General features: G+C 47.6%; 14 protein-coding genes and 1 other RNA gene. 6 read left to right on the forward strand and 9 right to left on the reverse strand.

Annotated elements, in window-relative coordinates:
• Window positions 1-215: 215 nt before the first annotated feature.
• Window positions 216-2,057 carry a hypothetical protein gene (locus ACNQ0T_RS06010; protein ID WP_417929769.1) on the reverse strand — a complete coding sequence of 614 codons (1,842 nt, stop codon included), beginning with the start codon at window positions 2,055-2,057 and terminating at the stop codon, window positions 216-218.
• A 150-nt stretch (window positions 2,058-2,207) separates the two neighbouring features.
• Between ACNQ0T_RS06010 and ACNQ0T_RS06015 the strand changes: the two genes are divergently transcribed.
• The 3 genes from ACNQ0T_RS06015 (at window position 2,208) to ACNQ0T_RS06025 (ending at window position 4,904) form a co-directional block, all read left to right on the forward strand.
• On the forward strand, window positions 2,208-2,381 hold the full coding sequence (locus tag ACNQ0T_RS06015) for a helix-turn-helix transcriptional regulator (protein WP_226875014.1): 174 nt from the start codon (window positions 2,208-2,210) through the stop codon (window positions 2,379-2,381).
• Between the two features lie 30 nt (window positions 2,382-2,411).
• A complete protein-coding gene (locus ACNQ0T_RS06020) occupies window positions 2,412-3,923 on the forward strand; it encodes a DUF3987 domain-containing protein (protein WP_417929770.1) in 1,512 nt (503 codons plus the stop codon).
• Window positions 3,924-4,205: 282 nt separating this feature from the next.
• The gene (locus ACNQ0T_RS06025) at window positions 4,206-4,904 is read left to right on the forward strand and encodes an inovirus Gp2 family protein (protein ID WP_417929771.1); all 699 of its coding nucleotides are present in this window, start codon (window positions 4,206-4,208) and stop codon (window positions 4,902-4,904) included.
• Window positions 4,905-4,967: 63 nt separating this feature from the next.
• On the opposite strand, the gene ACNQ0T_RS06030 is transcribed toward ACNQ0T_RS06025, so the two are convergent.
• From ACNQ0T_RS06030 to smpB, 4 genes are all read right to left on the reverse strand, one after another.
• On the reverse strand, window positions 4,968-5,441 hold the full coding sequence (locus tag ACNQ0T_RS06030) for a hypothetical protein (protein ID WP_417929772.1): 474 nt from the start codon (window positions 5,439-5,441) through the stop codon (window positions 4,968-4,970).
• A 296-nt stretch (window positions 5,442-5,737) separates the two neighbouring features.
• Entirely contained in the window at window positions 5,738-6,979 is a 1,242-nt protein-coding gene (locus ACNQ0T_RS06035) for an integrase (protein WP_417929773.1), read from the reverse strand.
• 203 nt (window positions 6,980-7,182) lie between these two features.
• Window positions 7,183-7,546, reverse strand: a transfer-messenger RNA (tmRNA) gene (ssrA, locus tag ACNQ0T_RS06040).
• A gap of 89 nt (window positions 7,547-7,635) precedes the next feature.
• Entirely contained in the window at window positions 7,636-8,118 is a 483-nt protein-coding gene (gene smpB, locus ACNQ0T_RS06045; RefSeq protein ID WP_003863115.1) for an SsrA-binding protein SmpB, read from the reverse strand.
• 156 nt (window positions 8,119-8,274) lie between these two features.
• On the opposite strand from smpB, the gene ACNQ0T_RS06050 reads away from it, so the two are divergent.
• Window positions 8,275-8,712 (forward strand): type II toxin-antitoxin system RatA family toxin, encoded by a 438-nt coding sequence (locus ACNQ0T_RS06050; RefSeq protein WP_003863117.1) that lies wholly within the window; start codon window positions 8,275-8,277, stop codon window positions 8,710-8,712.
• Window positions 8,702-8,989 carry an RnfH family protein gene (locus ACNQ0T_RS06055; protein WP_003863119.1) on the forward strand — a complete coding sequence of 96 codons (288 nt, stop codon included), beginning with the start codon at window positions 8,702-8,704 and terminating at the stop codon, window positions 8,987-8,989. The genes ACNQ0T_RS06050 and ACNQ0T_RS06055 overlap by 11 nt, the downstream gene beginning before the upstream one ends.
• A gap of 61 nt (window positions 8,990-9,050) precedes the next feature.
• Here the strand turns inward: ACNQ0T_RS06055 and bamE are convergent, their stop codons facing one another.
• The 3 genes from bamE to nadK form a co-directional block, all read right to left on the reverse strand.
• On the reverse strand, window positions 9,051-9,389 hold the full coding sequence (bamE, locus tag ACNQ0T_RS06060; protein ID WP_003863121.1) for an outer membrane protein assembly factor BamE: 339 nt from the start codon (window positions 9,387-9,389) through the stop codon (window positions 9,051-9,053).
• A gap of 138 nt (window positions 9,390-9,527) precedes the next feature.
• Entirely contained in the window at window positions 9,528-11,189 is a 1,662-nt protein-coding gene (recN, locus tag ACNQ0T_RS06065) for a DNA repair protein RecN (protein WP_022649071.1), read from the reverse strand.
• An 85-nt stretch (window positions 11,190-11,274) separates the two neighbouring features.
• Window positions 11,275-12,153: an NAD(+) kinase gene (gene nadK, locus ACNQ0T_RS06070; RefSeq protein WP_022649070.1), complete on the reverse strand. Its 879-nt coding sequence runs from the start codon at window positions 12,151-12,153 to the stop codon at window positions 11,275-11,277.
• A 122-nt stretch (window positions 12,154-12,275) separates the two neighbouring features.
• Here nadK and grpE point away from each other — a divergent pair, with 122 nt between their 5' ends.
• Entirely contained in the window at window positions 12,276-12,869 is a 594-nt protein-coding gene (gene grpE / locus ACNQ0T_RS06075) for a nucleotide exchange factor GrpE (protein WP_003863126.1), read from the forward strand.
• 52 nt (window positions 12,870-12,921) lie between these two features.
• Here the strand turns inward: grpE and ACNQ0T_RS06080 are convergent, their stop codons facing one another.
• Window positions 12,922-14,208, reverse strand: a complete 1,287-nt coding sequence (locus ACNQ0T_RS06080; RefSeq protein ID WP_026094274.1) for an HlyC/CorC family transporter — start codon at window positions 14,206-14,208, stop codon at window positions 12,922-12,924.
• Window positions 14,209-14,216: the final 8 nt, after the last annotated feature.

Raw genomic sequence — 14,216 nt, forward strand, 5'->3', positions numbered from 1 at the left:
GACTAACGAAATGGTTGTGGCTCATCGACATATCGCGTTTCAAAGTTTGTATGATGTCTGTAACGCACTAGGTCAATATTGTTTGAATGCTATAAAATAGCTCAATAGATGAGCATGGTATATCTATCATAGAGTTGCGAGAAGAAAAATAAAAAATGAAACACATATCCCTGCTACAGCTGCTACACGTAGCAGCTGTAGCAGGGATAAAGGGTTCACTCATCATTTTTGAAAAGCTCACTGCTCAAGTCGTGTATTAGCGCCATTTTTTGAGATTTCTCTCCTTCACCTAAAGGCTTAGCTTGACCTTCTCTCTCATTAACAATTCTGATAGCCTCAGCTAAAAATTCTCGCTTAATTACACGTTCTTCTGAATTACCGACAAGTCTGGAAATATGAACCAATTTCTCCCCAGGGAGTATCAGGTAAGGTTTTATATAATTCAGGTTAAGAATACAGTTGTACAATGTAAATTCATTCAAATAGCTTACAAGATTTTGCCTGCTCTCCCGGATGGTTAATATTTTCTCATCTATAATTAATTTGGCCAGCTCTTCGCTATTAATAATTTTCTCAATTGCATCAAGCCGTTTATTTATTTTTCCCAATGCATATTCAACTTCATCCAGAATGCCTGTAATAGACTGTGGATGGATGGCTGATAATTCAAGCTCGTTGTAGAAACTTGTCATCTGAACCATGTTGTTATATTGTTTTATCGCATTCATTATTATCAAATTATTGGCACACATAATTAATATCAAATCGGGTTGTTTAAATTTGCGATCGATATTGACATGATCAGTAAAAACGCCGCGATATGTTAAAATTGTATTTATATCTGAAAGTAACCCTCCATTTTTTATCGTATTCCCGTTTAATTTGATGTTAAGAGCCAACTTAATAGTGCTAATAGCTGCTGAGATAAAACCTGGAGGTAGCTCATTAATTGATATGGCATTAGCTTTTTTATTTGCCTCGTTTAAATCGTCAATGCAAATGTTATGTATTATTTTAGATAACGTCAGATAAGGTGTAAGGACAACTGAGTCTGGAGAATTTTTAAGGTTGATAGCCAATTCTATCAAATCTAATTCAGAAAAAATGTCACCTTTAAGAGAACTGAAAACAAGATGCCAGATGACCTTGATATCCAGCCATGCATCTTTGTTTATCTCTATCGAATAAGGTTTGGTCGCTTTCTTATGAAACTCTTCTATTACAGATTCCAGCAACCGCTCATCGAATTTTTTCGATTCATAAAGATATTGATGTAATACCAAATAATAGCTGTCATTCAGACCCTCTACCTGAAAAAGGTATCGGTAAAAACTGGAAAGGTGTTCAGTCAGTCCAGTCTTTCGTTCCAAAGCCAGCAGGACTCGAAGCGAAGAGTAAGCTACTTTAAAATCATCCAGCTGACCTTTAATTTTGTTAAACTCATCCTCGTCTAATGTTATCTGGGAATGTTCGATGCATTCATCTATGGCACTATTCATCCATGATTTTATCGGTGTGCTGTTTTTTCTGATATTTCTTATATGTTCAGACAGTGGGCTGAGAACTTTTTTATAACTCCCGTCAGGTGACTTAATAAGGTCCCTTAAATAGTTTTTCACTCCTTGTAGGATATCCCTTCCATTATTTTCCAGTGTTGGGCAATGATCACTCAACAGAAAACTATGAATATGAAAGTAGAATCCGCTGTTATTAGTGGTGTTGAAAGTTTTGTGTATATCAAGTGCCAGGAATGAAGAAACCCCGAGCTGAATATAACGTTCGAATACCTGGCTCCGGGTCAGAGTGCTGAACACGGGGTAAGACATGATTTGATTATAAAACATTTCGTATTTGTAGAACAAACTACGACGTTCTTCTTCACTGAATACCCTTTCTTTATCAATTATTCCGATTATCTCATTATAGCGCTGATTAAAAAACGCCTGATGACGCCAAAAACTCCCATATGCACGTATATCCCGCTGTTTACTCCCTTCCCTGAATACTCCCAAAATCTGACAGACGTCGTACATCAGTTTTGCAAATGCATGTGCCACTGAACTTCCTCCGGTTGGTTTCCATTTTCCTACGCGGACACTATCCCAGATGTTATGGCAAATTTCGAATCCAGCCAAAGACATCCAACAGGAGAAGTGAAAATGTCGAACGTTAGTGAACAAAAAGCACACCCGCTATGCATCCTACGCATGACTGAGTTGACGGCGATTCTTGGGATCTCGCGCTCAAGTATCTACGAAAAATTGAATCCGAAATCGAGGTACTACGATGCTGAGTTCCCTAAACCGGTCCGGCTTGGGGCAGCATCTGTTGGTTGGCGAGCTACTGCTATTGATGAGTGGATCGCTTCCCGCACAGTTTAATTTTTTTTGCAAAAAACAAAGGATGATGCAATGAGCAATAAATTTAAAAGTAAAATTAATCAAGAGCTTAACCTGAATTTTGTAAAGTTACCACGGCACATCAGGTATTGGGCTTCTCATTTTTCCTACAAAACAGGAGTGGCTCTTGAGATAGCAACAGTTGCGCTATTAGCCTTTTTGGGTTTGGCTTGTCAGGATTTGTACTGTGTTAAATTAGTGGGTAGACCGCGAACTTTCCTGGCATTGTATCTGCTGCTGCTTTCAAGGTCTGGTAGTGGAAAATCGAGTATATTCAGACTGTTGAAGGAGCCTGTTTTACAACTTGAGCGGGAGTTTGAAGAAGATCACCGTGCGGAGCTTGAGGTATTTGAGCGAAACATTGTTCTTTGGGAAGCGCAGTTTAAAGTATTAAACAAGCGTTATAAAAAAGAACTGAGCCAGAGCGAAGACACAACGGAAACGGCTAAGAAACTTGAAGAGTGTATTGCTCGAAAGCCGAAGGCACCAGTTAGAAAATCAATTATTTTAACAAATCCGACAAGCGAAGCACTCGCAAAAGCCATCGGGCTGGGGTATCAAAACAGGGCTCTCTTCAACGATGAAGCAGCAACTGTGTACAGGAGGATCGTCAATAATTCTGCGTCTCTTAACACATACTGGTGTGCAGATAAGGAAACTGTAGACAGAGCATCCAGTGAAAGTTTTATTATTGAAAACTACGTGTTTTCATCATTTTTAATGATGCAACCGCAGCCATATAACAATACCCTCAGACAGAAAATGGCAAGCATCAGAGATACTGGGTTATATGCTCGTACCCTAATGATTGATATGGATCAGATTACTGAACCATGCATCGCCAATGGCCGTTATGCACATGATGAGTCAGCGCTTTGTGGACTGTATTCACTTTTGACGCGGCTTATGAAAGCCGGTGTTAAGCGAAGAGAAAATGATGATGAATATATTGAACTTACCTTGGCTCTGGATGCACAGGAACTCTACGAATCAACATTACTGAACTTAAAGCAGGAGATGGAACCTGGCGGCCTTTTGTACCACTATGATGATATAGGTGCTCGCCTTCCTGAGCAGAGCCTCAAGTTGGCAGGTATTTTTCAGATTTCTAGTGATCCTGATTCGACAGTAATAACAAAGGAACATTTGTCGTCAGCCTTGGATCTTATAAACTGGTTTGCCAATCACGCCATCACAAAAATTGATTCAACAAGAGAGCTTAGCGATGAAGAGAAAATATTGTTCTGGCTAGAGTCGCATCTTGTAGAAAATAGATCTTTCGAATTCAGAAGAAATGACATTATCAAAAAGGGGCCAAACTCAGTCAGGCGCGCTGAGAGGTTGATACCAGCGCTGGAAAAACTTGAGTCGAGAGGGAAGGTGCAATTATTCGAAGTGGCGGGTATAAATTATGTCAAATTTACTGGTTCAGAAATGGATCCTGTTTCTCTAGCTGAGAAAACTAATACGCCCATATACCAGTCTGGATCACTAGCACTGAGTAAGCTGGCTAAACCTGAATAACTTCAGAGTGACTTTTATTATTTATCAACGAGTTATCTTTCTCGTGAACCCTGATTGATTGCGGGTTAGAGTGTCGAGAATAATATCGTTTCTTAGTTTTGGCCAGTCGGTATATGTAATATATATCCTTATTAACATTTGCCTAGATACCAGTTAACTAATTGATCACTATACAAGATACCAGCATAGATAATCCCTCTCTGTGAGAGGAACTATACACCTAATCACATGGGTAGCCCACTGCTACCCATTAATCAATAAATATTACCTGAGTAATTTATTATGAGATCACCTTATGAGTTATCTGAAAAAGAATTTAAATCCCTGATACTGGTAGCAGAAAAGAAATATGACTCCCGGATATCACGCTATATGCTTCGTCGATCGCTTGCTGTGATATCTAACTATCTGGAAAGCTATCACCGGGTATTTGCATTACGCGTTGACCTGAGATTTGCTCAGTCCCATGTGCCTGGAGAGCCAGACTTGCCGCTCTGTTTTCAGAAGGATGATGAGAAAGCCATAACTCGGGCTATAGAATCCCTTAAAAGCCAGTTAAGGGAAGAGCACAAGCGTTCTGGCAGGAGTGGTGAGCCTAGGCCACTCGGCTATATTTGGGTCAGAGAGCGTGTTATCGGGGAGCATCATCACTACCATCTGGTTCTGCTGTTTGACAAAGAGGTTTATGCCTATCTGGGGAATTACACTGAATCTGATGCTGATAATATGGCGACCCGTATTCAGAAAGCTTGGTGCAGCGCCATTGGGCTTGATTATCCTGAATATACTTATCTCCCGCATTTCCCGAAGAATCATACCGCTTGGTTCACTCGGGATGACGCGTTAACGTTAAGTGATGACTACTATGAGTTTCTTCTACGAACAGCTTATCTGAGCAAAGACTACAGTAAAGATTTCTATGACGGTTATCGCAACTTTGGCACTAGCCAGCTAATACAGCGGCCCTTGAGCGACAAATAGAACTTCAGTTGCAGACTTGCAAAAGTGCAGGTCTGCATCTATTTCTTGATTCTGTGTCCACCATCACCTGAGAAGCTGGCGATAATCACATTCCATCTGATCGATGAAATCATCACCGATTGTCGGAAATCCACTGGTTAAACGCCATTCCCCTTGAATTCTAAATAAATCATAGAGATAGCTGTCCTTTATGTGAGCGATATGAACAGGCACAAAAGGCCTGTTTTTTACGATAGCTTCGTTTAGTTTGCTGGTACTGATGACGTTGTATTGATCCCCTGTAATATCAATAACGATATCATCCAACTCCAACCAGTAGTGAGTTATTGCATCATTTTTACCTGTTACTCCTGAGACACCTTTCAATTCCAGCTCAGGCCATAATTTCATAAAGTGGAAGGAAAGTAGCATCGAAGCAAGTCTGCAGCTTTCAACAGGAAAGCTGTCAGGTACAAGGTAAGTTTTCGATGGATCACATTTTTCGAGCAGTTCCCGAAATATGATGGCCTCTTTGCGTATTACCTGGACGGTTAACAAATTTATCTCCCTGATTATTATATGAGCGGTTGAAAGTCTGTGCAGATAGGAAAGCGTTTTGCTCAGGCTTTTGAGATTGCTGACATGTCATAATCCTCTCATGCCTGCATCATCGGGCGTTGCTCATTCAGCAGATCTTTACGATGGTAGGCTGCTTCAGATTTGTTCCTGATAGTATGAGCCAATGCTTGTCTGGTTAGATCATGCGTGTAACCCAAGAAGTAAGATCTTATAAAACAGGATTGCGCCATTACCGCACACTCCTGTTTTTTGCTTGTGTGGATTAAGAATTGGTTTTATCCAGTAAGCTTTAATGTTGTAAATTCAACTTCAGCGAGGCTACCACTATCTGCCTTTTTCACAAAGTCAGCCCACCATTGCATCATTGGCCGTCGCTGATCAAGATAATCGCTGCGATTATAGGCTCGGCGAACCTCGTTCTTATCCACATGAGCCAGTGCAGCCTCAATTACATCAGGCGGAAATCCCTGCTCATTGAGAGCAGTGCTGGCGATAGAGCGTAAGCCATGAGAAACGAGAACGCCTCCTAATCCAGCTCGCTTGAGTGCTGCATTCACTGTTTGGCTGTTCATTGGTTGGGTTGGTTTGATGCGACTGGGAAAGATAAATTCTCGACCACCACTGAGAGACTTCATCATCTCCAGAATAGCGAGAGCCCCATCAGATAGTGGAACCGAATGGTCCCGGTTCATCTTCATTCGCGCTGCAGGAATTTTCCATTCGCTAGCATTGAAATCGATCTCATCCCATCGAGCCTCAGCAGCTTCGGCAGGGCGGGTAATGGTGAGAAGCTGCCACATGAACAAGCACCGCGTTGACACACTGATACTTGCCTTACGCATTGTTTGCATTAATTGTGGAAGCTTATCCGGACTGATACTCGGCATGTTTTTCTTTTGCGGTTTCTCGAATGCTTTCCCGATGTTTACGCTGGGAACCGCATCAATCAGGCCCGTGTTCTGCGCATAAATCATGACTTCGTTAATACGCTGACAAAGGCGGCGAACAGTCTCTAATGCACCTCTGGCCTGAACCGGCTGAACTGCTTTAACCAGAGTATGAGCCTTAATCTCAGTGACACTGATATCACCGATTGCCGGGAAAACATCTCTTTCAAGCGAGCGCCAGATATCGTCGGCATAGTCCTCCGTCACGCTGGCTTTCTTCACATTCCACCAACGCTCCGCAACTAACAGGAAAGTGTTGGTTTTGGCCTCTTGAGAATTCCTCACCTGTTCTTTCTGATGTTCCTGAGGATCAATGTCTTTTGCCAATAAAACTCGAGATTCAGCTCTGAGTTTACGTGCATCAGAAAGCGAGACGGCAGGGTAGGCACCGAAGCTCTGTTTGGTTCGCTGCTTGGTCAGAGGCCGATAGTAACGGAATTGCCAAAGCTTACTGCCACTGGACTTGATTAACAGAGTTAGCCCGTCACCGTCATACAGCTGGTAATCGGCATCTTTAGGTTTGGCGGCTTTGATTTCCGTATCAGTTAACGGCTTGGTTTTTCTTGCCATGGGGAGTCTCCATGCGTTTAGGCCCAACGAAAACAATAGAGCTTTTCGTTGGGCCTATCAATGGGCCTAAAAGGTTCGGATTTAATTAGTTCTCTTCGGACTACGCGGGACAAATTGAGGGTACAAAAAAGCCCGCAGGGCTTGCGCCGTGCGGGCTCTTAGGACTTCATCGGATGACTCTGGTAATCACCGATGGAGAATTTTGGTGGAGCTGGCGGGAGTTGAACCCGCGTCCGAAATTTCTACATCCTCGGTACTACATGCTTAGTTTGTCTTTACATTCGCACGCCAGCTGCGGACAAACACGCCACTAACGAACTAGCCTGATTAGTTTTAACGCTTCAACCCCAGGCAGGGTTTCCACGCGATCTCTTTTGGGTTTGACCTCTCTTTGATCCCCGTCTTAAGAGCGGAAGCTAGGGAGAGAGGGCTCTTAGCAGGTTATTAAGCTGCTAAAGCGTAGTTTTCGTCGTTTGCGACTATTTTTTTGCGGCTTTTAACGAGGCAAACCGCCCCTCGGCATGCACCTTGGGTTTCGCAAATCCCGTCGAATCCAGAATCAGCCCCAATAGTGTTGAACTCAGTATACCAGATTTCACTTCCTCGATACCAGCCCGAAACGCTAACTTATTGAATAGTACAATAAGCGCGCAGAATCAACGTCCTGCGTTTTTCATGATACGTGCTTTATCGAGCTGCCACTCGCGTGCTTTCAGGTCAGTACGCTTGTCGTGCTGTTTCTTACCTTTCGCCACGCCGATTTTCACTTTGCACCAGGCGTTTTTCCAGTACAAAGAGAGCGCAACTACGGTGAAGCCTTCGCGGTTGATGCGTCCGTAGAGGGATTCCAGCTCGCGCTTGTTCAGCAGCAGCTTACGGGTGCGGGTAGGATCGCAAACGTAATGTGAAGAGGCGACGGTCAGCGGCGTAAAGTTCGCGCCGAACAGGAAGGCCTCACCGTCTTTCAGGATCACGTAGCTGTCGCCGATATTGGCTTTCCCGGCACGCAGCGATTTTACTTCCCAGCCCTGCAACGCAAGGCCGGCCTCGAATTCTTCTTCGATGAAATACTCGTGGCGAGCACGCTTGTTGAGCGCAATGGTCGCCGAACCAGGTTTATGTGCTTTTTTCTTCGTCATAAGTGTCGTAAAGCCGTCGGTAATCTGATTTTAAAAAGTCACCTCATTGCGTCCTGTGAGGTCTAACGCGCTATCTTAGCACGAGATAAGGCTTAGCGTTTTTTTAACAGGTGATAAATGTTATTATTTGTCTGTTGTGTGACCATGGAAAATGCTATGCCTCAGATTAGCCGTACTGCGCTTGTTCCCTACAGCGCGGAACAAATGTATCAGTTAGTGAACGACGTTCAGTCCTATCCGGAATTTATTCCAGGATGCACCGGTAGTCGGGTGCTGGAATCCGGCCCGACGCAGATGACTGCGGCCGTGGATGTCTCCAAAGCGGGGATCAGCAAAACGTTCACCACGCGCAATACCCTGACGAGCAATCAGAGTATTTTGATGCATCTGGTGGATGGTCCGTTTAAAAAACTGATGGGAGGGTGGAAGTTTACGCCACTGAGCGCTGACGCCTGCCGCATTGAGTTTCATCTGGATTTTGAATTTACCAATAAGCTGATCGAACTGGCGTTTGGCCGAATCTTTAAAGAGCTGGCCTCGAATATGGTTCAGGCGTTCACCACGCGCGCCAAAGAGGTTTACAGTGTCGCATAAGATTGCTGTTGAGGTGGTGTATGCGCTGCCGGAGAAGCAGTATTTGCAGCGCGTGACGCTTGAAGAGGGCGCCACCGTTGAGGCGGCTATCCGGGCCTCCGGCATCCTTGAACTTCGCCGTGATATTGACCTGGCGAAGAATAAAGTCGGCATTTATAGCCGTCCGGTTAAGCTCGGTGATGTGCTGAAAGAGGGCGACAGGGTCGAAATCTATCGTCCGCTGATTGCCGACCCGAAAGAGTTGCGCCGTCAGCGAGCAGAGAAATCCGGTAAGTAGCCAAATAAACATACACAAAAAAGGTGCTCATTGAGCACCTTTTTGCGTTGCTGACGCCTGATTATTTGGTCAGGGCAGGCTTGTTGTCGATGTTGGTCAGCACACCGGCACTGCTGAAGGTCAGCGTCAGGGTTTGCTGGGTCACATCTTCATGACCAGGCTGCTGGCGGAATACATAGAACCAGGTGTTTGTGCCGAACGGATCGGACATCATCGGGGTTCCCAGGGCATAAGCGACCTGCTGTTGTGTCATACCTACGCGGATTTTGGACACATCGTTAGGAGTAAGGTAGTTCCCCTGGTTGATGTCAGGACGGTAAACCACTTTCTCCAGAGTGGAACAGCCTGCGGTCAACATCAGAAGAACCGCTGCGGCAGCGGTCAGCGTTTTACAGCGCATAGTGATTTGATTCCTTTTCGGGCCCGAGCAGTACGCGGCTCATATGTAATATGCCGATGATAATAGACCTTGCCCCACTTTGAAACTGGTCTGGCGGCGTTTTTGTTGTTCTGTATGACCCTGAGATCCCGGAAAAGTTTATGCCGCCAGCAGTTCTTTCGCATTCGCGAGCGTATTACGGGTGACTTCACTGCCCCCCAGCAGGCGTGCCAGCTCCTGCAAGCGTGAGCGTTTATCCAGCGGTTTCATGTGCGTTTCCGTCATTTCGCCATCGGTTTCCTTGCTAACGATAAAGTGGTGATGACCACAGCCGGCGACCTGCGGCAGGTGAGTCACACACATAACCTGCGTCGATTCACCCAACTGACGCAGCAGTTTGCCGACAACGGCCGCGGTCGGGCCGCTGATACCCACATCCACTTCATCGAAAATCAACGCCGGGGTTTCCATTTTACGGGCGGTAATCACCTGAATGGCCAGGGCGATACGCGACAGTTCACCGCCAGAAGCCACTTTCGAAATCGCCTGTAAAGGCTGGCCCGGGTTGGTGGTGACGCGGAATTCTACGCGGTCTGCGCCTTCCGCCGTCAGGTGATGCTCTTCAAAGCGAACATCAATAGTGAACACCCCATGCGGCATCGCCAGCGTATGCATGCTGTCGGTAATATGCTGGCTAAGCTCCAGAGCATAGTGCTGTCGCACGTCGTGCAGCCGTTTCGCCGTTTCCAGCGCCTGCTGATGATGCAGATTAACCGCCAGAGACAAGGTTTCGAGGGAATCGGCCTGATCGTCCAGCTGCTGCTGTTCCTCCAGCAGAGACTGATAGTAATTCGGCAGCTCTTCCGGGGTAACGTGATGCTTACGCGCCAGTGAAATCTGACGGGAGATGCGTTGCTCAAGCTCGAACAGACGGTTCGGGTCGAGATCCAGACGTTCACAGTAGTGGCGCAGCTCATCCCCGGCTTCTGAAATCTGAATCGCGGCTTCTTCCAGCATTTCCAGTACGCCAGAAAGCTTATTGTCCATGCCGGTCAGTTCGGTAACAAGCTGACGCACGGTATACAGCTGGCTCTGCAAATTCACGTCTTCGCCATCCGCCAGCATGTTCAGGGCATTCTGGCTGATGGAAAGCAGCTGACCGCTGTTGGCCAGACGCTTGTACTCCTCGTCGATTTGCTCAAATTCACCCGCCTGAGGGTTAAATTCGTTCAGCTCTTTCAACTGATATTCCAGCAGCTCGGCGCGCGCGGTACGCTCCTGGCTTTGCTGTTGATGCTGCGCAAGTTCGCGGCAGCTTTGATGCCACTGACGATAGTGCTCCGCCATGAGTTGAGTAAGCGCGTACTCACCCGCGTAGCCATCGAGCAGGGCTTTCTGCTGTTCGGGTTTGATTAGCTGCTGGTGCGCGTGCTGACCATGGATCTGGATGAGCAGCTGGCCCAGCTCGCGAAGCTGGGAAAGGGGAACCGCTGTACCATTGATAAAACCGCGGGAGCGGCCATCACTGCTGATGACGCGACGAAGTAAACACTCACGTCCATCTTCCAGCTGGTTCGCTTCCAGCCAGCGCAGGGCGGCAGGCGTGTCTTTTAACGAGAAGCGGGCGCAGAGATCGGCACGGGCCGCACCTGTGCGCACCATATCACCCTCTGCACGACCGCCGAGGCACAAGCCGAGGGCATCAATGGCAATGGATTTACCTGCACCGGTTTCACCGGTAATCGCCGTCATTCCACTATGGAAGTCGATCTCAAGCTCACGAACAATGGCAAAGTTGCTGATGGTCAGTTGTGCCAGCATAATTGTTTTCCTGTATGAAAAACCATAACTGTGTTTGTATACAGTATAAACTGGTTTTATATACAGTAAAGCGCTGGATGTAAAATCAGAACAATTTTTTTGACCAGCCGAGTTTTGAGCTTAATGTATTGAAATAACTGTAATCTTTTGGATGGATAAGGTTCAGGTGATAATCGCAGCGGCGAATGAGGACATCTTCTCCTTCCTGAATGGGAAGCGCAATCTGGCTGTCGCAGCTGATCTCCAGGTCGCTGCGGCGATGTGAAAAACGCAGGCGGATGGTGCTGTCGCCGTTGATCACCAGCGGACGCGCCGAGAGCGTATGCGGGAACATCGGCACCAGGGTGATCGCATCCAGCGATGGCGTCAGGATTGGGCCTCCGGCTGAAAGCGAGTAGGCAGTTGACCCCGTCGGGGTTGAAATAATCAGCCCGTCAGAGCGCTGCGAGAAAGCGAAGATTTCGTCGATATAGACTTCGAACTCGATCATGTGCGCCACTTTACCAGGGTGGAGAACCACCTCGTTAATAGCGGTGCTGATGCGCTTCTGGCAATCCTGCTGGCAGACCTGGGCTTCAAGTAAAAACCGTTTTTCACTGATATAGTGACCTTCCAGCACGTCCGCCAGCTGCTGTTGCGCATTGTCAGGGTCGAGGTCGGTCAGGAAACCAAGATTGCCACGGTTAATACCAATAACCTTAATATCATAGCGAGCCAGCGTTCGCGCCGCGCCCAGCATATTGCCGTCGCCGCCGACCACCACGGCGAGATCCGCCTGCTGGCCAATTTCCGCCAGCGTGCCGGTTCTGACGCTTTTAAGCTGCAACTCCTGGGCGATCTGCTGCTCGACCATCACTTCATAGCCTTTACCACACAGCCAGCGATACAACATTTCATGTGTCGTCAATGCGGTAGGGTGACGCGGATGGCCGACGATCCCAATACACCTGAAATGATTATTCATTTTCTGGAGGTCCTTGTGCCTGATGAATGATGACAATCTGCCTTGTTCCCTTGAATCCAGGAAACTGATCCCCATAATAAGCGAAGTTAGCGAGATGAATGCAGAAAAACGCGGAGAAATTCATGAGTAGTAAAGAACAGAAAACGCCTGAGGGGCAAGCCCCTGAAGAAATTATCACGGAACAGCACGATGAAGTTGAGGCAGTAGAGCCAGACACGTCTGCTGAGCAGGTGGACCCGCGCGATGAAAAAATTGCCAATCTGGAAGCTCAGTTGGTAGAAGCGCAGAATCGCGAACGCGATGGCGTACTGCGTATCAAAGCGGAAATGGAAAACCTGCGCCGTCGTACCGAGCTGGACGTTGAAAAGGCGCACAAATTTGCGCTGGAGAAATTCGTCAACGAACTGCTTCCGGTGATCGACAGCCTGGATCGCGCGCTGGAAGTGGCGGATAAAGCTAATCCGGATAACGCGGCGATGATTGAAGGCATCGAGCTGACGCTGAAATCCATGCTGGATGTGGTGCGTAAGTTCGGTGTTGAAGTGATTGCCGATACGGATGTACCGCTGGATCCAAACGTTCACCAGGCCATTGCGATGGTGGAATCCGAAGACGTTGCCGCGGGTAACGTGCTGGGCGTGATGCAGAAAGGGTATACCCTGAACGGTCGTACTATTCGCGCTGCGATGGTGACCGTGGCGAAAGCGAAAGCGTAATTTGCCGACCCGTAGTGCCGGGTGGCGGCTTCGCCTTACCCGGCCTACAACATTACTCGGCGATACTTTCGCGTAAAGGTTTAACGGGCAGGACCTTCACCTGCTTAATCATGTTGTCCTGAACGTCCAGAATATCAATATCATACTGCTCAATGCGCACGCGCGTGCCTGCCGCCGGGATCTCTTCCAGCGCTTCCAGGATCATTCCGTTCATCGTCCGCGCTTCGTCTTCCGGCAAATGCCAGTTAAACGCTTTATTGATTTCACGAATATTGGCGCTGCCGTCGATAAGCACTGACCCGTCGTTTTGCGGGGTGACTTCTTCTGCAAGGGAAGGCGACATTGACGTGGTAAAGTCCCCGACAATCTCTTCCAGAATATCTTCGACCGTCACCAGCCCCTGTATGTCGCCGTATTCATCCACCACCAGACCGACTTTCTTCTTGTTTCGCTGGAACTTCACCAGCTGCGTGCTGAGTGGGGTGCCTTCCGGCACGTAGTAAATTTCGTCGGCGGCGCGCAGCATCACCTCTTTGGTGAACTCGTTTTTCTCAGTCATCAGACGATAGGCCTCGCGCACACGCAGCATGCTGATGGCATCGTCGAGAGAATCGCGATAGAGGACGATACGCCCGTGCGGGGAGTGCGTCAGCTGGCGGACAATGGCCTTCCAGTCGTCGTTAATATCAATCCCGACGATTTCATTGCGCGGCACCATGATGTCGTCAACGCTGACCTTTTCCAGATCCAGCACCGACAGGAGCATGTCCTGATTGCGACGGGAGATCTGCGAGCGGGATTCGTTCACGATGGTACGCAGTTCGTCTTTGCTGAGCGCGCTACTGATGGTGACGTCTGCCTTTATACCAACCATGCGCATCAGCACCCGTGTCACCATATTCAGCAGCCAGACCAGCGGCATCATCAGAATAAGCAGCGGTGCTAACAGGAAGCTGCTCGGGTAGGCGACTTTTTCCGGGTAAAGCGCCGCGATGGTTTTGGGTAGCACTTCCGCAAACACCAGTACCACAAACGTGAGCACACCTGTGGCAATCGCCACGCCTGCATTGCCGTACAGACGCATCCCGACGATGGTGCCCAGTGCAGAGGCGAGAATATTGACCAGGTTGTTACCGATAAGCACCAGGCTAATCAGCCGGTCCGGCTTACGCAGAAGCTTTTCGACACGACGCGCGGCACGGTTACCCTGCTTGGCGCGATGACGTAACCGGTAGCGGTTCAGCGTCATCATGCCGGTTTCAGAGCCAGAGAAATAAGCGGAGATGACCACCATGATGACCAGAATGACGATCAGCGTGGTGGTAGAGATGTGTTCCAGGGGGAACT

The organism is Enterobacter cloacae complex sp.6700776, assembly GCF_048284255.1.
Taxonomy (GTDB): domain Bacteria; phylum Pseudomonadota; class Gammaproteobacteria; order Enterobacterales; family Enterobacteriaceae; genus Enterobacter; species Enterobacter intestinihominis.

Coding starts and splice junctions, on each gene's coding strand:
- ACNQ0T_RS06020 (WP_417929770.1), top strand. CDS start 2,412: ATGAGCAATAAATTTAAAAGTAAAATTAATCAAGAGCTTAACCTGAAT.
- ACNQ0T_RS06050 (WP_003863117.1), top strand. CDS start 8,275: ATGCCTCAGATTAGCCGTACTGCGCTTGTTCCCTACAGCGCGGAACAA.
- bamE (WP_003863121.1), bottom strand. CDS start 9,389: ATGCGCTGTAAAACGCTGACCGCTGCCGCAGCGGTTCTTCTGATGTTG.
- smpB (WP_003863115.1), bottom strand. CDS start 8,118: ATGACGAAGAAAAAAGCACATAAACCTGGTTCGGCGACCATTGCGCTC.
- nadK (WP_022649070.1), bottom strand. CDS start 12,153: ATGAATAATCATTTCAGGTGTATTGGGATCGTCGGCCATCCGCGTCAC.
- ACNQ0T_RS06015 (WP_226875014.1), top strand. CDS start 2,208: ATGACTGAGTTGACGGCGATTCTTGGGATCTCGCGCTCAAGTATCTAC.
- ACNQ0T_RS06025 (WP_417929771.1), top strand. CDS start 4,206: ATGAGATCACCTTATGAGTTATCTGAAAAAGAATTTAAATCCCTGATA.
- recN (WP_022649071.1), bottom strand. CDS start 11,189: ATGCTGGCACAACTGACCATCAGCAACTTTGCCATTGTTCGTGAGCTT.
- grpE (WP_003863126.1), top strand. CDS start 12,276: ATGAGTAGTAAAGAACAGAAAACGCCTGAGGGGCAAGCCCCTGAAGAA.
- ACNQ0T_RS06035 (WP_417929773.1), bottom strand. CDS start 6,979: ATGGCAAGAAAAACCAAGCCGTTAACTGATACGGAAATCAAAGCCGCC.